This window comes from Emcibacter nanhaiensis (assembly GCF_006385175.1).
In the GTDB taxonomy this organism is placed as follows: Bacteria; Pseudomonadota; Alphaproteobacteria; order Sphingomonadales; family Emcibacteraceae; genus Emcibacter; species Emcibacter nanhaiensis.
The window spans coordinates 102,006-121,398 of record NZ_VFIY01000015.1; the positions used below are offsets into that span (position 1 = coordinate 102,006).

Here is a 19,393-nt window from a genome sequence, read left to right on the forward strand (position 1 = left end):
TTGAGTTTCAAGATATAGGTGAGTAGATTATGAGAAAAATTACCATCATTGGCGCCGGCCAGTCCGGCCTTCTCCTGGGGATCGGCCTGAAGAAAAAAGGCTATGACGTCACTATCGTCACCAACCGGACCGGGGATGAAGTGCGCAAGGGCAAGGTTCTGTCCAGCCAAGCCATGTTTAATATGTCGCTGGATATTGAGCGAGAACTGGGCCTCAATTTCTGGGAAAATACCTGTCCGCATATCGACGGTATCAGCGTTTCCGTGGCCGGCCCTGACGGCAACAAAGCCATCGACTGGGCGGCGCGGCTCGAGACCGGCTATGCCAATTCCGTCGACCAGCGGGTCAAGATGCCGGCCTGGATGGACGAGTTCGAAAAGATCGGCGGCAAGCTGATCATCGAGGATGTGAGCCTCGAGGGCCTGGAAGATTATGCGGCAGCCGCGGATCTGGTGCTGGTAGCGTCCGGCAAGGGCGACATCGGCAGGATGTTCGAGCGGGATGCGGAAAAAAGCACCTTCGATAAACCCATGCGCGCGCTGGGCCTGACCTATGTGAAGAATATGGTGCCGCGCGACGAGTTCAGCGCCGTTTGTTTCAATATTATTCCCGGCGTCGGGGAATATTTCGTCTTCCCGGCTCTGACCACTTCCGGCCCCTGCGAGATTATGGTGTTCGAGGGCATCCCCGGCGGCGAAATGGACTGCTGGCGGGACGTCGAGAGCCCGGAACAGCATCTGGAAGTGAGCAAGGGCATTCTGGACAAATTCCTGCCCTGGGAAGCCGAGCGGTGCGGCGCTATCGAACTGACCGATGACAACGGCATCCTGGCGGGTCGCTTCCCGCCGACCATCCGCAAACCGGTCGGCAGGCTGCCGTCCGGGGCGATCGTGATGGGGATGGCCGATGCCGTGTGCCTCAATGATCCGATCACCGGCCAGGGCTCCAACAACGCCACCAAATGTGCCAAGGTCATCTTCGACGCCATTCTCGCCCAGGAGGACCGCGCCTTTGACGCCGCCTGGATGAACGATACCTTCAACACCTTCTGGGATTACGCCGAATATGTGGTCAACTGGACCAACGCCATGCTGCTGCCGCCGCCGGAACATGTCCTGAACCTGTTCGGCGCCGCCCAGGTCAGTCCGGAACTGGCGACCAAGATTGTCGACGGGTTCAATGATCCGCGCGATTTTTATCCCTGGTTTATGGAAGAGGCCGCCGCCAACGATTATCTGGCGAGCCTGAAGAAAACTGCCTGAGGGCTGGAAAATGCAGGAGGGTTCCATGACAGAACTGCAGAGAGGGGATGCTTTCCGCCAGGCCATGCGACGCATGGCGGCCAGTGTTTCCATTGTCACGGCGGCCAACGGCGAGGAGATGGCGGGCGCCACCGTCAGTTCCGTGGTCTCGGTCAGTTTCGACCCCCTGTCCCTGCTGGTCTGCATTCACAAGGGTTCCCGCTTCTATGACATGATCGTGGACCGGGACCGCTTTTGTATCAACCTGCTCGATCGCAGCCAGGAGGATATCTCGGATAAATTCAGCCGCCCGGCGTCAGAGGAAAATCTGTTTGGCAACGGCAGCTGGCGCGATCGTGAAGGAATGCCCTGGCTTGAAGGGGCGCAGGCCAATTTTTTCCTCGACAAGCGGCAGACCTGCCACTTTGGCACCCATGCCATCATCATCGGTGAGGTGCGGGATATTTTCTATGCTGAGGATGTCTCGCCGCTCATCTACCTGAACGGCGCCTATACCGGCGCCGCATAAACCTTCCTTTTTTCACTGTACCTGGCTCGGGGGTCTGTTTCGGCAGACTCCCTTTTTTTCGTTTTTGGAAAATAGATGCACCTGCTGGATAGCTGATATCCAGCAAAAGAGATTGATTCCCGGCCCTCCAGCTCGCAAGGTGGAAACTACCTGCCCGGACGCTTCCCGGGCGGCAACAATATGGTATGCTGTCGGCAATGGGAGTAGTCGGGGCGTATAGGGAGAATTTTTGCACATGAATGCATCAGTTGACCAACGACAGCCGGGTATGGCCACGGGCCTGTCTTTGCTTGTTCCGATTACACTTTCCACCATGGCCATCGTGCTGTTGGCGCCGATTCTGCCGCAATTGCAGGCGGAATTCAAAGACGTTCCCAATGCCGACTATCTGGTGCCGGTGATTTTGACTCTGCCGGCGCTGTGTGTGGCAATATTTTCGCCCATAGCCGGCATTTTCGGTGACTATTTCGGCCGTCGGCGGCTGTTGCTCTGGTCGCTTGCCTTATACGGTGTTGTGGGACCGCTCCCGATCTTCCTTAACGATATCAAGCTGATCCTGATGTCTCGTGTTGTCGTGGGGATCACGGAAGCGCTGATCATGACCCTGACCACCACCCTGATCGCCGACTATTACCGTGGCGAGGTGCGCAACAAATGGCTGGCGGCGCAGACGGCAACCGCATCACTGTCGGCGCTGCTGTTTTTCAATATCGGCGGCCTGCTCGGCACTTTCGGCTGGCGCATGCCCTTCTGGGTCTATACGTCCTCCTTCGTCATGCTGATCGCGGTGCTGATCTTTACCTGGGAGCCGGAACAAAGGACTGAGGAAGGTGGCAAGGAGCACGCAGCTCACAGCATGAGCTGGGCTTCTTTCCCCTGGCTGAAAATGGGTGGGATCATCATGGTGACCATCTTCGCCTCGGTGCTCTTTTATACGGTGCAGATCCAGGCCGCCCCGGGACTGGTGGCGCACGGCCTGAGCGACAGTGCAAGAATCGGCTTTCTCACCTCCGTGGCCAGTTTGGGCGTGCCCTTCGGCACATTCGTCTACAGCCGCATTAACAAGTTGCCGGTGGGGGGATTGCTGTTCATGGAATTTTTCATTCTCGGTGTCGGCTTTTTCATGATGTCCCGGGCGGAGAACTCCACCTGGTTCCTGGTCGGCTGCGGCCTGAACCAGATCGGCGCCGGTATGATCCTGCCGACCCTGCTGGTCTGGGCGGTGAGCCAGCTGGCTTTTGAGGTGCGGGCCCGCGGCGCAGGTATCTGGCAGTCGGCTTTCGCGCTGGGCCAGTTCCTGAGCCCTATCGTGGTGACATTCATTTCGCTCAGGGTTGGCGGATTGCTGCCCTCTTTTCAATATCTTGGGGTTGGCGGTCTGGTCGCGGCGGTGTGTGCCATGGTCATGTTGATCAATAGCAAGCGGCAGGCCACTGCAAAGGAAATAGCATGACAGAACACACTCAGGACAAGCCCCGGCTTTACGGAAAAGTGGCGGTGGTCACCGGGATCGGCGCCGGAATCGGCAAGGGCTGTGCGTTGATGTTCGCCCGCCACGGTGCGACGGTGATCGGTTGCGATATCGACGCGGCAGCGGCCCAGGCGACAGCGGCGGAAGCGCAGGAAAACGGCTCGTCCATCGAGGTGGTGGCGCCCTGCGACCTGACCCGGGAAAAGGATGTTTACGCCCTGATGGACGGGGTCGGGGAACGGCACGGGGCGATTCATATCCTGCTCAATGCGGCGGCCATGGCGGTGTTCAAGCCGATCGAGGAAATGACCCTGGACGACTGGCAATTCACCCTCAGGGGCGAACTGGACCTGGTGTTTCTGGCCTGTAAGGCGGCCTGGCCTCATATGAAAAAGGAAGGTGCCTCCATCATCAATCTGGCGTCCGCAAACGCCTATCTGACGCTGGAAGGATCGCCCGCCCTGGCGCACTGTGCCGGCAAGGGCGGCGTTCTGGCCATGACCCGGCAACTTGCCGCCGAAGGGGCGCCGCACGGCATTCGCGCCAACTCGATCTCACCGGGCATGATTGTTACGGCCGCCACCAGTCCGGTGCTGGATCAACCGGGTTTTATCGACAATGTGTTGGCGCACAACATGGTCAAGCGCTTGGGACAACCGGAGGACATCGGCTGGGCCGCCACGTTCCTGGCGTCTGATGAGTCTACATTTGTCACGGCGGCGGACCTTTCCGTGGACGGCGGGGCGACGGCTCTATAGGGCCGAGAGGCTTTCTTCGATCCTGTGAATAGGACGAATCCACACAATCCGTATGACCTGTGGGGGCCGGCTTGCTACCTTACTTGCGGGAGAGGCCTGCCGGTTCAACCCCAGGGAAACCAGCCGGCAGGCTCTGAACGTTTTAAAAATTTTAAAGTCATTGGGAGGACTTTTATGAAAAAAACACTCAAGTTAATGGCTCTGACCGGTGTGTCGATGGCGGTGCTGACCCAGGCCGGCTATGCCGAGGAACAGGCAGAGGGCGAAAATACATTTGCTATTGAGGAGATCGTGATTACCGCCCAGCGCAAGGCGGAAAGCCTGCAAGAGGCGTCCATCTCCGTGGATGCGGTGAATGGCGCGAAGCTTCTGAAGAAAGGGATCGCCAACGCCAAGGATCTGAACAAATCCGTGCCGGCTCTGACGATTGCTGACGGTGGCGGGGCAACCTCTGCCATCTTTATTCGCGGTGTTGGCAACCGGACCACGTCCAGCTATATTGATCCGGCCGTTGCCGTCAGTTACGACGGCGTTTATATGGGGCGCGCTTCCGCAGCGGCAGGGTCCGTTTTTTTTGATCTGGAACGTGTCGAGGTTCTGAAAGGTCCGCAGGGGACGCTTTACGGACGAAATGCGACCGGCGGCGCCATCAATATTCTGCCGGTCAAACCTAGCCTGGATGAAATGAACGGCTTCCTGACCGCGGGCTACGGAAACTATGATGCTTTCCAGATGCAGGGTGCGATCAACGCCCCGCTCAGCGATACCGTGGCGCTCCGTGTGGCTGGTAACTATTCCAAGCGCGACGGGTTTAACAAGGATGGCACTTCGGATGAGGATACCCATGGGTTCCGCGCCCAGCTGCTGTTCCAGCCCAATGACAACCTGAGTGTCCGCATTGGCGCGGACTATACCAAAATCGGCGGTGTCGGCCCGGGGTCCACGTATGAGGGCAACTATTCCTCCGATGGGGAGGGCGGCTACACGCTGGTGCCGTCAGGCCTGGATATTGACGAGGGTATGAATACCGAGGCGGGCAATGCCTATCGCAATACTTTGCTTGGCGCGCCGGCTTTTGACTTTTTCAACGATATTCAGGACGACTGGTATCAGGACAATAAATATTATGGCGTAAATGCGGAAATCAATTACACCATCGACGGGGGGACCTTTACCATTATCCCCGCATGGCGCCGGGTGGACCAGGACAGCAAGTGGGGGCTTCCTTCCTTTAACAGCGGCTGGATTCAGGAGCGTGACGAACAGTATAGCGTCGAGGCCCGCTTCACCAGCGACAGTGAAGGCCCGCTGAACTATATTGTCGGCGGTTACTTTTTCAATGAAGAAGTGGAAGGCAATAATACCTTTAACCAGGAATTTGTGCTGCCGTTGCAGGAATATCTGCAGGAAACCACGGCATGGGCGGCTTTCGGTCAGTTGACCTATGACGTTACCGATACTTTCCGGGTGATCGGCGGTATTCGCTATACCGACGACAAGAAAGACTTTGACGGCCTGATCGAAAACTTCATTACCTTCTGCGGCGGTCTGCCGCCGAGCAATGTTGTGCCGCCGGCCTCTTTCGCCACCTGCGCCGGCAATATGCCGCATTATCCGACCCTGGATAATCCGCAGCAGGCTTTCGACTGGCTGCATGCCAACGGCTGGGTTGATCCGGCGATTACCTATACGCCGGGGTCTGTCCAAGTGCTTCCGTTGCTGAACGGGGCGGGGACGATCCTGAAAACCTATGAACCGGTGAACGATACCTACAACAATACCAAGGTGACCTGGCGCGCGGCCATGGAATGGGATGTGTCCGATGATTCCATGCTTTATGCGAGCTTTGAAACCGGGTACCGTTCCGGCGGTTTCCAGCTGGCGGAGGGCATTCCAACCTATGAGCCTGAATATATCGACGCCTGGACCATCGGGTCCAAGAACCGGTTTCTTGACGGGCGCCTGCAGCTCAATGCGGAACTTTTCTGGTGGGACTACAAGGATCAGCAGATCACCTATTTCACCATTTCCAACAGCGCTCTGGTCAGTCTGACCGACAACGTGGGGCAGGCCACCAGCAAAGGGGCTGACATCGACCTGATCTGGGCGGCGACAGAAAACACAATCATCAACGCCAAGGTCCAGTACCTTGATGCCACCTATGATGATCTTCATTTCTTCACCGCATCGCCCCGCGACAATATCAATTGTCCCTACACCTATACCGGCGAAATCGCGGATGGGGCAGAGATCAAGGACTTTGACTGTTCCGGCAACCAGGCGATCTATTCTCCGAAATGGTCCATCAACCTGGGCATCGAGCAGACATTCCCGATCGGTGACTATAACCTGATTGCATCGGTCGACACGCGCTGGCGGGATGATCAGTGGGGCGGGTTCGAACAGATTGAGCATGAGTTCATCGAGGCCCATTTCGTGACGAGTGCCGACCTGACTTTTGAACCGGTTGACGGAAAATGGTCCGTGACGGCCTATATCCACAACATCGAGGACACGCGCCATCGCGCCACAACCCAGGCGGCGCCGACCGGCCAGGCTGTGACCGTCTTCGGCGCGCCGATGACCTATGGAGTACGCCTGAGCGCCAACTTCTGATCTGATTTGGGGAGGACACCGATGGCTGTCAAAGCGACAAGGCGAGAATTTATTGCCGCTGCCGCAGCCGCCGGTGTCCTTTCCTCTACCTCCTTCGCCAAATCCGGCAAAGCCGACGCACCACCCAACATTATTTTCATCATGGCGGATGATATCGGCTATGCCGATGTCGGCGTATACGGCCAGCGCCATATCGGCACCCCCAATATTGACAAACTGGCCCGCGACGGCCTGATGCTAACGCAGGGATATGCCAATTCCAGCATCTGTTCACCGACCCGGACCGCACTGGCCACCGGCTGCTACCAGCAGCGCTTTGTCATTGGCCTGGAGGAACCGGTGGGCCGCGATGCGCCTGAGGATATCGGCCTGCCGCTGGAGCAGCCGACCATTGCCTCGGTGCTGAAAAAACAGGGCTATCATACGGCGCTGGTGGGGAAGTGGCATCTTGGCGACACCCCGTGGCATGGCCCTCTGCAGCATGGTTATGATCATTTCTTCGGCATCCAGAAGGGGGCCGCGGACTATTTCCGCCACCGGGTCGAATTCGACAGGGACGCGCCGGGCGATGGTCTTTACCTGGACAATGAGCCGGTTGAACGGCAGGGCTATCTGACGAAACTTTTTGCCGACGAGACCATCGATATCATTCGCAAGTCCGGCGGCAAAACTCCTTTTTTCATCAGCCTTCATTTCAACGCGCCGCACTGGCCGTGGGAAGGACCCCATGACGAGGAAGTGTCCGGCAAGCTCAAATCCATTTTTCATATGGACGGCGGCACGCTGGAAACCTATGCGGAAATGGTCCGCAGCATGGATTCAAACATCGGCCGGGTGCTTGCCACACTGGACGAACTGAATATTGCCGACAATACCATCGTCATTTTTACCAGCGATAACGGCGGCGAGCGTTTTTCCGATACCTGGCCCTTTGTCGGGGTCAAGGGCGAACTGCTGGAAGGCGGCATCCGGGTGCCGTTGACCATACGCTGGCCGGCGCGGATCAAGCCGGGTTCATTGTCGGACCAAGTGATGACATCGATGGATTTTGCCCCGACCCTGCTCAAGGCGGCCGGCGGCACCCCGGCGAACTATAGTTTTGACGGTATGGATCTGTTGCCGGTGTTGCTGGGCGAGGAAAAACCTCGGGAACGGACCCTCTTTTGGCGTTTCAAGGCCAACGAGCAGGCCGCCGTGCGCCAGGGCGAGTGGAAATATCTCAAGATGGCGGACCAGGAGCATCTGTTCAATGTGGTCCGCGATCCCCGCGAACGGGCCGAGCTGAAGCACAGGCATCCGGAAAAATTCGCCGAACTCAAGGCCCTGCATGCCAAATGGAACAAGGGCATGCTGCCCTATCCGGACAGTAGTTTTTCTGAAGACGTGCATCGGTCCTACTCAGACCGCTATTAGCTTTTTGACACTTATTTTGGATTTCTGGCGCTTTTGCGGATAATCAACTCACCCGGAATGCGCCGGTGGACCGGCTCTGCTTTTTCCTCCAGGTCGATCAGTTCCATGGCGGCTTCGGCCATTTCGTTAACCGGCTGGGAATAGGTGGTAAGATCGAAACTGGGCCAGGCGGCCATATCCACATCATCGAAGCCGACAATGGAAATCTCCCGCCCCACATCAAGGCCGAATTCATAGCGCGCCACTTCCAGGGCGCCGATGGCCATGTGATCGTTGGCGCAGAAAATGGCGTCCGGCCGGTCCGGGCTAGCCAGCAGTTCGCGAGTGGCCTGCCGGGCGCCTTCCAGCTGATAGTTGCCACAGGCGCGGAGTGGCGCCGTACCACCGGCGGCGGAAAGACCGGCGCGGAAACCCTCTTCCCGCTCCCGGTTGGTGGAACTGTTTTCCGCGCCGGCGAGGAAGGCCGGTCGCTGGTGACCACCAGCCATCAGGAATTCGGCGATTTTCCGGGCGCCGACAAAATTGTCTCCGGTCACGCTGGAGGTGCTGCCGTCTTCTGTCCGGCGGTTGATCAGCACAACCGGAATCCCGGCGTCCTTGCAATCGGCCGCCAGGTGGGAGGACAGGGTAGAGGACATCAGGATCAGGGCGTCTACCTGATAGCGCAGGATTTCCTCCAGTTCCGGATCGGAATCCCGTTGCGGGTCGCCGTTAAACAACAGGAAGCGGCGCCCCTGCCGGGACAGCCGTTTCATCAATTCCTCCATCAAGGCCGGGTAGAAAGGATTATCCGCATAGCCCAGGGCGACGCCGGTAATCCCGGACTTGCGGGTGATCAGGGACTTGGCGATGAAGTTGGGCCGGTAACCCAGTGCCTTGGCCGACGCCAGAACCTTTGCCTTGGTCTTGGCCGATATGCTGGCCCCGGGCGTAAAGGTGCGCGACACGGCCGATTGGGAAACGCCGGCGTGATCTGCCACATCATAGGCGGTTATGGCTTTCTTGGGACGTGTTCCGGCCACTTGTTGCTTTGCTCCAATCCTAGAAATAATTTTCCACCAGCACACTATGCACCACAACGGGCGGGTCAACAAAAAAAGGCCCGGCGTTCGCCCGCCAGGTCCGGAAACCGTCCGAGTCCCGGAAATGCACCATATGGTCCTCGACCGTCTCCCAGGTCACCAGCAGGCGGTAACAGGCAGGATCCTCGATCACCTTCTCCAGCTTCATGCCGCGGCATCCCTTGGCGGCCTTGAAAACCGGCGCTGAATTTGCCACCGCGGCCTCGAAATCCGCCGCTCTGGCCGGGTCGATTTTGATCTGTGCAATTTCCTGAATCATATTTTGCCTCCCGTATTGCATTCGAATGCAAAATGGAGTATAAGTCGCTTCGGAGGTTAAATCAAGCATGACAATAATCGTTACGGGAGCCGGGGGATTTGTGGGGCGACAGGTGGTCGCCAGATTGCTCGAATCAGGTCGCAAAGTGGTCGCCATGGACAGCAACCTGTCCGCTTTTGAAGAGCAGGACGGTCTGGTGCTGGTCGCCGGTGACCTGTGCGACCCGCACACTCTGGATAAAGCATTTGATCGGGATATAGAGGGCCTTGTTCATCTGGCCTCGGTCCCGGGCGGGGCGGCGGAACAGGATCCGGGCCTGTCCCGACGGGTCAATATTGATGCCTCACTGGATCTGCTGGACAAAGCGAAGGCCGGCGGCGGCAAGCCGCGGGTGGTTTTTGCCAGCACCATTGCCGTCTACGGCGCCCCCTTGCCAGCGCAGGGTGTGGATGATTCGACGCCGTTGTTGCCAAAGCTGGTTTACGGCGCGCACAAGGCGATGATTGAAACCGCGGTGGGCACCATGTCCCGGCGCGGCGAGGTCGAAGGCATGAGTTTGCGCCTGCCGGGCATTGTCGCCCGGCCCAAGGGGCCGTCGGGGCTCAAATCCGCCTTCATGAGCAATCTGTTCCACGCTTTCCTGGCGGGCGAGGATTTCATCTGCCCGGTCTCTGCGCAGGCGACCATGTGGATGATGTCGGTGAGCCAGTGCGCGCAGAATATTGTGCATGGACTGGAGGTCGATCCGGGGCTGCTGCCGGCGTCGCGGGCCATGACCCTGCCGGCGCTCAATATCACAATGGAAGAACTTGTGGAGTCGGTGGCGCGGGCAACTGCGCAGAGTACATCACTGGTCAGTTATAAGCCGGACGGGGCGCTTGAAGCAGCCTTCGGCACCCATCCGCCGCTGACAACGGCAGCGGCAGACCGGGGCGGTTTTTGTCATGACAAGGAAGTTGATGCGATGGTGGAAAGAGCCATTGGGGTTATCAAGGCGAGCTGACCGTAACAGCGGTAGCTGGTGTTTTAATCTGGGAGAAATCAAATGCGTTTTCAAAGACTGGATCTGAATTTGCTGGTGGCGCTGGATGCCTTGCTGGCGGAAAAAAGTGTTTCGCAGGCGGCGGACAGGATTTGTCTGAGCCAGTCCGCGACCAGCAGTGCATTGGGGCGGCTCAGGGAATATTTTGAAGATGACCTGCTGGTGCTTAAAGGGCGCCAGATGGTGCTGACCCCCCGGGGCGAAGAGCTGATCGAACCGGTCAGGGCCGTGCTGGAGAAAATCCGCACAACCATCGCCATTGCGCCGCCGTTTGATCCCGCGACCTCCGACCGGTCCATTGCCATCGCCGCCTCCGACTATGCCACTGAGGTATTGCTTTCGGCAGCAGTGCAGAAGCTGTCTGAGGAAGCGCCGCACATGCAGTTTGAAATCCTGCCTCTGACTGACAATCTGACCGAAAAGCTGGAGCGGGGCCAGATGGATTTGCTGATCACTATCGACAGCGCTATTTCCTCGGAGCACCCCAGTGAATTTTTGTTTGAAGATGATTATGTGGTTGTCGGTTGGGATGATAACCCGGCGCTTAAGCAACCGCTGACCAGGGAGATGTTCTTCGACATGGAACATGTGGTGGTGCGGTTCGGAAAGTCGCGTGCCCCTTCCCATGTGGAACATTACCTCAATGACCAGTCGCTGATCCGCAAGGAACAGATCGCAGCGCCGTCCTTTATTTCCGTGGCCGGGTTTGTCATCGGCTCGAACCGCATCGCCACCATGCATCGGCGCCTGGCGCGCAGGCTGGCCCGGGTGCTGCCGCTGAAAGTGATGCCAGTACCGATTGAAATCCCGTCGGTCAGGCTTTCTGTGCAGTGGAGCAGCGCCAGCTGCAATGATCCCGCGATCGAATGGATGGTGGACCATCTGCGGGATATCGCAAAGGAAAAGGCGCCGTCCGGCGTGGTGCATGACGGCATCGACTGGGGCGGGGATCGTAAACAGAGGGGAGCGGGCGGCGGGGTTCGTCCGGGAGTATTCGGCTAGCCTCAACAGTCTCTATAGATAATCTGAACAAGGAGTAGATCATGGAAAATCGTGGCCTGCTGGCCGGCAAGGTGGCCATAATCACCGGCGCCGCCGGCGGAATTGGCGCGGCGACTGCGGAACTGATGCTGGCGCGCGGCGCGTCGGTGGTGTTGGCCGACATTGCTTTTGACCGGGCGCAGCAATTGGCCGGTCGGCTTGGCGAAAACTGCTGGCCGGTGGAGCTTGACCTGGCGTCTGAAGAGTCGATCAAAGCCATGGTGGAGAAAGCCGTCAGCCATTTCGGCCGGCTCGATATCCTGCATAATAATGCGGCGGCGCTCGGGCCGGACATCGCTGAAGCCGACGGGGATGTGGAGCATATGCAGACCCGCATCTGGGACATGGCCTTCACCGTCAATTGCCGCGGCAGCATGATTGCCACCCGGGAGGCCCTGCCGCATCTGGTGCAGAGCAAGGGCTGTGTGATCAATACGGTGTCCAACCTGGCCCTGCAGGGACATGTGATCCAGGCGGCCTATAGTGCCTCCAAGGCGGCGATCATCCAGATGACCCGCTCGGTGGCGGCATCCCATGGCCGCAAGGGTGTGCGCGCCAATGCGGTGGCGCCGGGCATGACCATGACCCCGGCCCTCAAGGAGGCCTTCCCCCCGCATATCCGCAAGCTGGTGGAGGATGAAACCCTGCGCGACCAACTGGGCGAACCGGAAGATATCGCCGAAGTGGCGGCGTTCCTCGCCTCTGACGCGGCGCGCAATATTACCGGACAAGTGATCGTCGCTGACGGCGGTCTCGCCAGTCATGTGCCGGGCATTGCCGGTTTCATGGCGCTTGGCGACAATTAGAGAATTTACGGGAGTGAGAGAATGAGTGACTATGATATCGTCGCCCTCGGCGGCGGCCACAATGGCCTGACCGCGGCGGCCTATATGGCCAAGGCCGGAAAAAAGGTTCTGGTACTGGAGCGCAAGCCCCATGCCGGCGGCGGGGTATCGACCCGGGAACTGACCCTGCCGGGCTACCATCATGACGAACACAGCAACGTGCATATCATGATCCAGGGCAATCCCATGCTGCGGGAGGATGAACTGGGCCTGCTGAGCAAATTCGGCCTGGAATATAACTATCCCGAGCTGCCCCATGCCACCATTTTCGACGACGGCCGGGTGATCCTGTCCTACAAGGACCTGGACAAGACCTGCGAAGGCATTGCCAAATTTTCCGAGAAGGATGCGGAAGCTTACCGCAAATTCGTGCATATGAGCCAGCAGGTGCTGCCCATGTTCATGGCCGGCCTGTATGCGCCGCCGTTTCCGATGGGCGCCTTTGTCGCCATGATGGACCAGAGCGATGAAGGCCGCTTCCTACTCGACATCATGTCGCGCAGCGCCCTTGATGTGGCCGACATGTATTTTGAAAGCGACCTGCTGAAAATTCATATTGTGCGGCTGGTCACGGAAAACCTGCAGATGCCCGATGAGCTGGGCACCGGCATGGGCGCTTTCCTGATGCCGGGCATTATCCATACCTACGGCGTGTCGCAACCGGTCGGCGGCAGCGGCAAGCTGACCGAGGCGCTGATCCGCTGTATCGAACATTACGGCGGCGAGGTCCGTTGCAATGCCGAGGTCGGCAAGGTGCTGACCTCTTCCGGCAAGGCCGCCGGGGTCGAGCTGGTGGACGGCGAAACCTTTATGGCGAAAGACGGTGTCATTGGCGCCATTCATCCCCATGTGCTGCGCAAGTTCGTCGACGGGGTGCCGGAACCGGTGCTGAAGCGGGCGGAAAATGTCACACCTTCCACCTTCTCCATCTGCCTCACCCATATGGCGCTCAAGGAACGGGCCAGGCTCTATGCGCCCGAGGCAGAGGGTGCGGTGATGACAGAACTGATGTCCACCGACAGCATGCACGAGATGCTGCTGGATTATGACAAGCTGCGCCGCGGTTATATCCCGGACCGCCGCCTGATCGCCGGCGGCGACAATACGGTCAATGACCCGACCAGGGCCCCGGCCGGCGCCGGGGTCTTTTACGGCGTGACCTTCGCCCCCTATGAGCTTTATGACGGCGGCCACGCGCGTTGGGACGAGGTCAAGGAAGAGGTGGCAGACGGCAGCCTCGCCTATTATCGCAAGTTCTACAGCAACCTCACTGACGACAATATCCTGGCCCGGCTGGTGCGCTCGCCGCTGGATCACGAACGCGACAGCCCGGCGAGCTTCCTCAAGGGCGACGTGCATGGCTGCGCCCCCTTCATGTATCAGTCGGTCGGTCACCGCCCGACCCCGGACCTGGGTCACTTCACCGTGCCCGGGGTGGAGGGCCTCTATCTGGTCGGCCCCTTCATGCATCCCGGCGGCGGGGTATTCGGCGCCGGTCGCGCCACGGCGATCCAGATGATGGACGACATGGATATTGATTATGACAAGGTTCTGGGCGGAGACGTGCAATGAGTAATAAAAAGAATGTGATGAAGATCTATGACGGCCAGAACAAGGAACTGATGACGGTCCGCAAGCTGGAGCAGGATGGCAACGACCTGGTGATCACCGGCAAGATCTTCGGCGCCATGCCCATGAAGGCCCGCATCAGCCCGGACCAGGCAAGGGCGGCGCTGAAAATGCTGTCTTTCCAGCTTGTGATCTTCCTGCTGACCTTCCTGTTCCGACCGGGCAAGAAGGAGGACTGAGGTGGTTCCGTCCCGTCGATAGCTGGCCTCGATAAAAACGACTTCTATCCCTTCCGTTCGCGGGTCATACTTTGGACAAAGACAAAGGAATGATTTGATGAGCATATTAGGTGTAGAAAGCGTTATCTTCGGCGTGGACGACCTCGAAACCTGCACCAGGTTCTGGGAGGACTTCGGTCTTGTGCCAGTCTCCCGCGATGAGACGGAAAGCATTTTTGAAGTGGCCAGCGGATCGCGGGTGATCGTGCGCCGGAATGGCGACGCGCGCCTGCCGCAGCCGTTCGAGGGCAATGGCGTCAAGGAAACCATCTGGGGCGTTGACAGCGAAGAAAACCTGGAAAAACTGGTCGCGGGTCTGGCCGAGGACCTGGAAGTGACCCGGGATGCGGACGGCACCGCCCATTGCGTCTGTCCCGACGGGCAACCGATCGGGCTTAGGGTCTGGAACAAACGCGATGTGCTTTCCCAGCCCGATGCGGTCAATGCGCCGGGCTGCATCCAGCGGCTCAACCAGCATCGTAAATGGCGCCACAAGGCAATCCCCAAGACCATCAACCATGTGGTGTTTTTCTCGGACGACTATGTGTCGTCCTATGAATTTTACCGGGACAAGCTGGGCTTCCGCTATACGGATCATTCCAAGGGCGTAGGCATTTTCGCCCGGGCTGACGGCACCTATGAACATCACAGCATTTTCTGGGTCAACACGGACCTGCCTGTCGCGCCGGATCATTTCGGTTTCATGCATATCGCTTTCGGTCTCGAGGATATCGATGAAGTAATGCTGGGCGCCAACATCATGGACAAGAAGGGCTGGAAGAACACTTCCATGAACAGTTCCGGCGGTATTTCCCGGCACCGTATTTCCTCTGCCATTTATTATTACATCGATAATCCCTGTGGCGGCGAGGCGGAATATCATGCCGACACCGACTATCTGGATGACAACTGGGTGCCCCGGGCCTGGGACTTCAAGTTCGGGTCGCTCTTATGGTCCCACAATGCGCCGCCGATTTTCCGCGGTGACGACATCCCCTGGGACATGACGTTTGACGCAGACGAAAGTTCGTTCGAGCCCTACCGCAAGGCCAACAAAAAGGATCTGGACAAGGATCTGGCCGGTCTGACGGACGACGACGAACACGCAATTTAACAGTATAATTTAAAGGGAGGCCCTTATGGCAATCCGCAAGGTTCTTATCATTGGCGGCGGGATTGGCGGGCTGTGCGCCGCCATCGGTTTCCGCCGCAAGGGGATCGAGGTTGATCTGGTGGAGATCAGTGAAACATCCAAAGTTTATCATGTCGGCATTATTGTGCAGGCCAATGTGGTCCGCGCCCTGAAGGAGCTCGGCGTTGCTGACGAGGCGGTGGCCGTCGGCTTCCCCTACAGCGGCTTCGAAATGCAGGATCCCGAAGGCAATACCATCGTCCGCGAGTATGGCCCGAAACTGGCCGGCGAGGACTATCCCACCGACCTGGGTATGGCCCGTCCGGCCCTGCATGACGTGCTGATCAAGGCCACCCGCGAGACTGGGGCCAACATGCACTTTGGCGTGACCTTTGAAAAGCTCGATGATCAGGGCGATCATGTTCATGTCACCTTTACTGACGGCAGCGAGGGCGATTATGATATGGTGATCGGGGCCGACGGCGCCTATTCCAGTGTGCGCAAGTTCCTGTTCCCGGACCTGCCGGCGCCGAAATTTACCGGCCAGGGGGTGTGGCGCTACAACCTGCCTCGGCCCAAGGACGTGACCCATTCGGTGATGATGGACGGCATTCCCGGCGGCAAGGCGGGCTACGTGCCGCTGACCGAAGATACGATTTATATTCTCTATGTCGGCGCCGAGCCGGGCAACCCGTTCTTCCCAACAGAAACGCTGGCCGATGAATTCAAAAAACGGCTTGAGCCCTACGGCGGCCGCATTCCGGAACTGGCGAAACAGATTACCGATCCGGAGCTGGTGGTCTACCGGCCGCTGGAGGTCTGTTTTGTGCCCGATCCCTGGTACCGCGGCCGCATTGTCCTGATGGGGGACGCTGCCCATGCCGGTACGCCGCATCTTGGCCAAGGGGCGGCCCAGGCCATCGAGGATGCGGTGGTGCTGGCCGAGCTGGCGGCGACGGAACAGGAAATGGAACCCATGCTGCGCCATTATATGGATCGCCGGCTGGAACGGACCCGCTTCATCTGGGAAAGCTCGATCCAGATCGGCGAATGGGAGCAGCATCCGACACCGGACGCCAATGCGGCGGCCTTGATGAAGAAGATGCTGGAAGTGGTCTCGGCACCGATCTAGGCCGAACCAAAAGAGAGGCAGATGAAGGATTTCACCGGAAAAACGGCCTTGGTCACGGGAAGCACAACCGGCATCGGCCTGGCTATGGCGGAAGCCCTGGCGGCCGAGGGCGCTCATGTGCTGATCAACAGCGAGGATGCAGCCCTGTGTGACGAAGTGGCGGGCCGTCTCAATGCTGACGGTCATAGGGCGACGTCATTGCTGTTTGACTTGTCCGATAGCCGTGGACTGCCCGATTTTGCAAAAAAGGCACTGGCGGTGGACGGCAAAATCGACTGCCTGTTCTGCAACGCCGGGATCACCGGCTCCAAACGACGCGGTGAGGAGGGCTATGAGGACGAGGTGGAAAAAGTCTTCGCCATCAACCTGCATCATAGCCGGATCCTCTGCGATCATATCGTCCCCCACATGGCGGAAAATGGCGGCGGCAGCGTGGTGCTAACCTCCAGCCTGTCCGGCCTCAGGGGCAACAAGTCGATCGGAGTTTACAGCCTGACCAAGGCCGCCGTCGCCCAATTGGCCCGGGATCTGGCTGTGGGCTTCGGTCCGGACAATGTCCGGGTCAACAGCATTTCCCCCGGCCTGATCGCCACCGGCTGGGAAAAGAATATCCTGTCAAACCCGGAAGCGGCCGAACGGCGCATGCGGATGACGCCGCTCCGGCGTGTGGGGCAACCGCAGGAGATCGCCAACGCCGCCCTGTTCCTGGCTTCCGACAAGGCCAGCTTCATCACCGGCCACAATCTTGTCGTCGACGGCGGCACCGTGATTACAGACGGAAATTAGGGATCAATATTAAAGGCGTGTGCTGACCAGGATGCCGCTGCCGATCGGCAGAAGAACCGAATTCAACCCTTCTTTTGACTCTACAGCGTGACGATATTGCTGCGCATCGCGTCGGTGCGCTTCCGGATAGAGGATATTGTCCGCGACAATGATGCCTTCGGCGCTCAGTTTGGGATAAAACAGCTCCAGAGAGGGGACATAAAGTTCCTTCCAGATATCGAGCAGCACGAAATCAAAGGGTCCCTTGAGCCCTGCAATCAGGTCGAGCGCGTCCCCGGTGAGCCATTCCACATAGTCATCCAGTTCCGCCTTCTGCAGCATTTCCCGGGCGTAATTCTGCTTTTCCTCGGACAGTTCCAGGGTGGTGACCCTGCCGCCGGTGGCTTTGGCCGCGCTGGCCAGGAACAGGGTGGAATAGCCATAGCTGGTGCCGATTTCGAGGATGTTCTTCGAACCGCAACCAATGGCGAGATCCTGTAGGAACCGCCCTGTTTCCTCACCTACGGCCAGCAGCAAACTGTCCCGTTCCGGCGCATTCCTGGAGCCGGGCGGAAAGGCGGCCATCAGTTCTTCTTCGATTTCCAGGCGGGCGTTATATTCCGCCAGAACCGATTTCACTGCTTCACTGGCCATGGTCTCAATCCTCAACAAATTCAATCAGGTTGCCGGCGCAGTCGCGCAGGAAGCAGCCCTTGCCGAAGTCTTCGCGCACCACAAAGGCCACGTCCGCCCCTTTGGCTTCGACGATAGCGAGGAACTCGTCCATGTCGTCAACCTTAAAGGCCACATGCTTGTTGCCGTGGGTTTTCAGGTCGCTGGGCGGATGGCGCCGGTCCTCGGGCAGGGGGTTGGCGCCTTCGACCTCGAACAGTTCAAAGCGCAGCGGGCCGCGCTTGATCATGGCCGCCCTGGCGTTGGCGGCTTCGATGTCAAATTTTCGCTCGAGCTCGAAGCCCAGCACACGGCCGTACCAGTCGATGGCCGCGTCCAGGTCGGGCACACTGACCCCGCCGTGGTGGAAGGTGAAGTCGGGGGTTTTGGTCATCAATCCAGTTCCGCGAAGGTTTCGGCGCACCAGTCGGCGATATAGTCGCGCATCACCGTGCCGTTGTCGGCGCCGCAATGCTCGATCTCGAAGTCCTGTTCGGTAAAAATGCGCAGGTGCCGCTTGGCGCTGTTGACCGCCTCGTCATAGCAGCGATGGGCGTCTGACACCGGGATCTGCCGGTCACCGGCGCCATGGGTGACCAGGAACGGCATTTTCATTTTCTCGATCTCGCCGTCCAGCGTTACATTGGGCATATAGGCCATGAACTCCTCGAGGCTGTCCTTGCCCCAGACCCACATTACATGGTCCCAGTAATGGGGCACCGGATTTTCGCCTTCCCGCTCCAGACGACGACGCTGCAGGTCGCCCCACAGGTGGTTGGCGCCCATCACCGCGCACAGGGCGAAGCGGGGCTCGTTGGCGGCGGCGCGCGGCGCATAATAGCCGCCGAGCGACAGGCCGAACATACCGATCTTTTTCTCATCCACATCGGGACGGCTGGCGAGATAGTCAAAGGCCGGGGTGGCCCAGGCTTCGCTGTCATGGCGGGCAGGAAGGCCGCGTTTCCTGAGCGCTTCGCCGGTACCGGGCTGGTCGACGAACAGGGTATTAATGCCGCGTTCCAGGTTGGAGGCGCCGTGGCCGGCCATATTGACCTGCTCTTTCATGCTGTCCAGGCCGTTGCAGGACACCAGCGCCGGACGCTTGATGCCGCTGCCGTCGTGGACAAAAATGGCCGGGAAGGAACTGTCCTCGTAAGGGATTTCCACAAAGTCGATATGCAGGCCGCGCAGGGCCACATGCTTGCGGTACAGCTCAAGGCCTTTGTCATAAGCTTCCCAGCGCGGGGCATAGTCCCGGGACTGCATGCGCTCGGCAGAGAGATAATAACCGGAGGCCCGGCCGTATTTGGTGCCGGCGGACAACAGGTAGCCGGCTTTCTCGTCTTCCTCGGCATTTTTGGTCAGCTGGTCGGCGACCGCGATCCAGCTGTCAAACAGCAGGGCGGTGCCGGCATCTTCGCCGTTGGCCGCCGCTTCCTTGATCGGGCGGCAGGCGAGGTCAATCTCGCCGTGATTGCCGCCGCACACCAGCGCCAGGTTTACCTGCAGGTTCCAGACATAGTTTCCGGGAAATGGTTCAAACATACT

The 19,393-nt window shown here is 58.9% G+C and carries 19 protein-coding genes; 14 read left to right on the plus strand and 5 right to left on the minus strand.

All coding sequences use genetic code 11. The annotated features are described in order from the left end of the window. Positions 1–29: 29 nt before the first annotated feature. The 6 genes from FIV46_RS12430 (at position 30) to FIV46_RS12455 (ending at position 8,028) form a co-directional block, all read left to right on the plus strand. Positions 30–1,262, plus strand: a complete 1,233-nt coding sequence (locus FIV46_RS12430; RefSeq protein ID WP_139941254.1) for a styrene monooxygenase/indole monooxygenase family protein — start codon at positions 30–32, stop codon at positions 1,260–1,262. Positions 1,263–1,287: 25 nt separating this feature from the next. Continuing rightward, positions 1,288–1,770, plus strand: a complete 483-nt coding sequence (locus FIV46_RS12435; protein ID WP_181163227.1) for a flavin reductase family protein — start codon at positions 1,288–1,290, stop codon at positions 1,768–1,770. 235 nt (positions 1,771–2,005) lie between these two features. After that, complete coding sequence (locus FIV46_RS12440) at positions 2,006–3,223, plus strand: MFS transporter (protein ID WP_139941256.1); 1,218 nt, start codon at positions 2,006–2,008, stop codon at positions 3,221–3,223. Further along, entirely contained in the window at positions 3,220–3,999 is a 780-nt protein-coding gene (locus tag FIV46_RS12445; RefSeq protein WP_139941257.1) for an SDR family NAD(P)-dependent oxidoreductase, read from the plus strand. Before FIV46_RS12440 ends, FIV46_RS12445 begins: the two co-directional genes overlap by 4 nt. Positions 4,000–4,173: 174 nt before the next feature. Beyond that, on the plus strand, positions 4,174–6,615 hold the full coding sequence (locus FIV46_RS12450; protein WP_219846111.1) for a TonB-dependent receptor: 2,442 nt from the start codon (positions 4,174–4,176) through the stop codon (positions 6,613–6,615). 21 nt (positions 6,616–6,636) lie between these two features. After that, positions 6,637–8,028, plus strand: coding sequence for a sulfatase family protein (locus FIV46_RS12455; RefSeq protein WP_139941258.1), 1,392 nt, complete (start codon positions 6,637–6,639; stop codon positions 8,026–8,028). A gap of 11 nt (positions 8,029–8,039) precedes the next feature. Here FIV46_RS12455 and FIV46_RS12460 read toward each other — a convergent pair whose 3' ends face one another. Then, complete coding sequence (locus tag FIV46_RS12460; protein WP_139941259.1) at positions 8,040–9,050, minus strand: LacI family DNA-binding transcriptional regulator; 1,011 nt, start codon at positions 9,048–9,050, stop codon at positions 8,040–8,042. A 19-nt stretch (positions 9,051–9,069) separates the two neighbouring features. Beyond that, positions 9,070–9,369: an antibiotic biosynthesis monooxygenase family protein gene (locus FIV46_RS12465; protein ID WP_139941260.1), complete on the minus strand. Its 300-nt coding sequence runs from the start codon at positions 9,367–9,369 to the stop codon at positions 9,070–9,072. A 67-nt stretch (positions 9,370–9,436) separates the two neighbouring features. Here FIV46_RS12465 and FIV46_RS12470 point away from each other — a divergent pair, with 67 nt between their 5' ends. From FIV46_RS12470 to FIV46_RS12505, 8 genes are all read left to right on the plus strand, one after another. Further along, positions 9,437–10,372, plus strand: a complete 936-nt coding sequence (locus tag FIV46_RS12470) for an NAD-dependent epimerase/dehydratase family protein (RefSeq protein WP_139941261.1) — start codon at positions 9,437–9,439, stop codon at positions 10,370–10,372. A gap of 42 nt (positions 10,373–10,414) precedes the next feature. Beyond that, on the plus strand, positions 10,415–11,413 hold the full coding sequence (locus tag FIV46_RS12475; protein ID WP_139941262.1) for a LysR family transcriptional regulator: 999 nt from the start codon (positions 10,415–10,417) through the stop codon (positions 11,411–11,413). A 41-nt stretch (positions 11,414–11,454) separates the two neighbouring features. Continuing rightward, a complete protein-coding gene (locus FIV46_RS12480; protein ID WP_139941263.1) occupies positions 11,455–12,258 on the plus strand; it encodes an SDR family NAD(P)-dependent oxidoreductase in 804 nt (267 codons plus the stop codon). 21 nt (positions 12,259–12,279) lie between these two features. Then, the gene (locus tag FIV46_RS12485; RefSeq protein WP_139941264.1) at positions 12,280–13,869 is read left to right on the plus strand and encodes a phytoene desaturase family protein; all 1,590 of its coding nucleotides are present in this window, start codon (positions 12,280–12,282) and stop codon (positions 13,867–13,869) included. Next, on the plus strand, positions 13,866–14,105 hold the full coding sequence (locus FIV46_RS12490; RefSeq protein ID WP_139941265.1) for a hypothetical protein: 240 nt from the start codon (positions 13,866–13,868) through the stop codon (positions 14,103–14,105). The genes FIV46_RS12485 and FIV46_RS12490 overlap by 4 nt, the downstream gene beginning before the upstream one ends. 97 nt (positions 14,106–14,202) lie before the next feature. Further along, on the plus strand, positions 14,203–15,258 hold the full coding sequence (locus tag FIV46_RS12495) for a VOC family protein (RefSeq protein ID WP_139941266.1): 1,056 nt from the start codon (positions 14,203–14,205) through the stop codon (positions 15,256–15,258). A 25-nt stretch (positions 15,259–15,283) separates the two neighbouring features. Next, complete coding sequence (locus FIV46_RS12500; protein ID WP_139941267.1) at positions 15,284–16,408, plus strand: FAD-dependent oxidoreductase; 1,125 nt, start codon at positions 15,284–15,286, stop codon at positions 16,406–16,408. A 21-nt stretch (positions 16,409–16,429) separates the two neighbouring features. Beyond that, positions 16,430–17,194 (plus strand): SDR family NAD(P)-dependent oxidoreductase, encoded by a 765-nt coding sequence (locus FIV46_RS12505; protein ID WP_139941268.1) that lies wholly within the window; start codon positions 16,430–16,432, stop codon positions 17,192–17,194. A gap of 9 nt (positions 17,195–17,203) precedes the next feature. Here the strand turns inward: FIV46_RS12505 and FIV46_RS12510 are convergent, their stop codons facing one another. Genes FIV46_RS12510 through FIV46_RS12520 form a run of 3 tightly spaced genes read right to left on the minus strand, consistent with a single transcriptional unit; the run spans position 17,204 to position 19,390 of the window. Next, entirely contained in the window at positions 17,204–17,827 is a 624-nt protein-coding gene (locus tag FIV46_RS12510) for an O-methyltransferase (RefSeq protein ID WP_139941269.1), read from the minus strand. 4 nt (positions 17,828–17,831) lie between these two features. Next, positions 17,832–18,239 (minus strand): VOC family protein, encoded by a 408-nt coding sequence (locus tag FIV46_RS12515; RefSeq protein ID WP_139941270.1) that lies wholly within the window; start codon positions 18,237–18,239, stop codon positions 17,832–17,834. Continuing rightward, positions 18,239–19,390: an alpha/beta hydrolase family protein gene (locus FIV46_RS12520; RefSeq protein WP_139941271.1), complete on the minus strand. Its 1,152-nt coding sequence runs from the start codon at positions 19,388–19,390 to the stop codon at positions 18,239–18,241. The genes FIV46_RS12515 and FIV46_RS12520 overlap by 1 nt, the downstream gene beginning before the upstream one ends. Between the last annotated feature and the right edge of the window lie 3 nt (positions 19,391–19,393).

Bases quoted from the DNA above. Each gene is read 5' to 3' on its own strand.
- FIV46_RS12500 (WP_139941267.1), top strand. From the start codon at position 15,284: ATGGCAATCCGCAAGGTTCTTATCATTGGCGGCGGGATTGGCGGGCTG.
- FIV46_RS12455 (WP_139941258.1), top strand. From the start codon at position 6,637: ATGGCTGTCAAAGCGACAAGGCGAGAATTTATTGCCGCTGCCGCAGCC.
- FIV46_RS12515 (WP_139941270.1), bottom strand. From the start codon at position 18,239: ATGACCAAAACCCCCGACTTCACCTTCCACCACGGCGGGGTCAGTGTG.
- FIV46_RS12445 (WP_139941257.1), top strand. From the start codon at position 3,220: ATGACAGAACACACTCAGGACAAGCCCCGGCTTTACGGAAAAGTGGCG.
- FIV46_RS12505 (WP_139941268.1), top strand. From the start codon at position 16,430: ATGAAGGATTTCACCGGAAAAACGGCCTTGGTCACGGGAAGCACAACC.
- FIV46_RS12465 (WP_139941260.1), bottom strand. From the start codon at position 9,369: ATGATTCAGGAAATTGCACAGATCAAAATCGACCCGGCCAGAGCGGCG.
- FIV46_RS12470 (WP_139941261.1), top strand. From the start codon at position 9,437: ATGACAATAATCGTTACGGGAGCCGGGGGATTTGTGGGGCGACAGGTG.
- FIV46_RS12480 (WP_139941263.1), top strand. From the start codon at position 11,455: ATGGAAAATCGTGGCCTGCTGGCCGGCAAGGTGGCCATAATCACCGGC.
- FIV46_RS12510 (WP_139941269.1), bottom strand. From the start codon at position 17,827: ATGGCCAGTGAAGCAGTGAAATCGGTTCTGGCGGAATATAACGCCCGC.
- FIV46_RS12435 (WP_181163227.1), top strand. From the start codon at position 1,288: ATGACAGAACTGCAGAGAGGGGATGCTTTCCGCCAGGCCATGCGACGC.
- FIV46_RS12490 (WP_139941265.1), top strand. From the start codon at position 13,866: ATGAGTAATAAAAAGAATGTGATGAAGATCTATGACGGCCAGAACAAG.
- FIV46_RS12450 (WP_219846111.1), top strand. From the start codon at position 4,174: ATGAAAAAAACACTCAAGTTAATGGCTCTGACCGGTGTGTCGATGGCG.
- FIV46_RS12485 (WP_139941264.1), top strand. From the start codon at position 12,280: ATGAGTGACTATGATATCGTCGCCCTCGGCGGCGGCCACAATGGCCTG.
- FIV46_RS12475 (WP_139941262.1), top strand. From the start codon at position 10,415: ATGCGTTTTCAAAGACTGGATCTGAATTTGCTGGTGGCGCTGGATGCC.
- FIV46_RS12495 (WP_139941266.1), top strand. From the start codon at position 14,203: ATGAGCATATTAGGTGTAGAAAGCGTTATCTTCGGCGTGGACGACCTC.
- FIV46_RS12440 (WP_139941256.1), top strand. From the start codon at position 2,006: ATGAATGCATCAGTTGACCAACGACAGCCGGGTATGGCCACGGGCCTG.
- FIV46_RS12430 (WP_139941254.1), top strand. From the start codon at position 30: ATGAGAAAAATTACCATCATTGGCGCCGGCCAGTCCGGCCTTCTCCTG.
- FIV46_RS12520 (WP_139941271.1), bottom strand. From the start codon at position 19,390: ATGTTTGAACCATTTCCCGGAAACTATGTCTGGAACCTGCAGGTAAAC.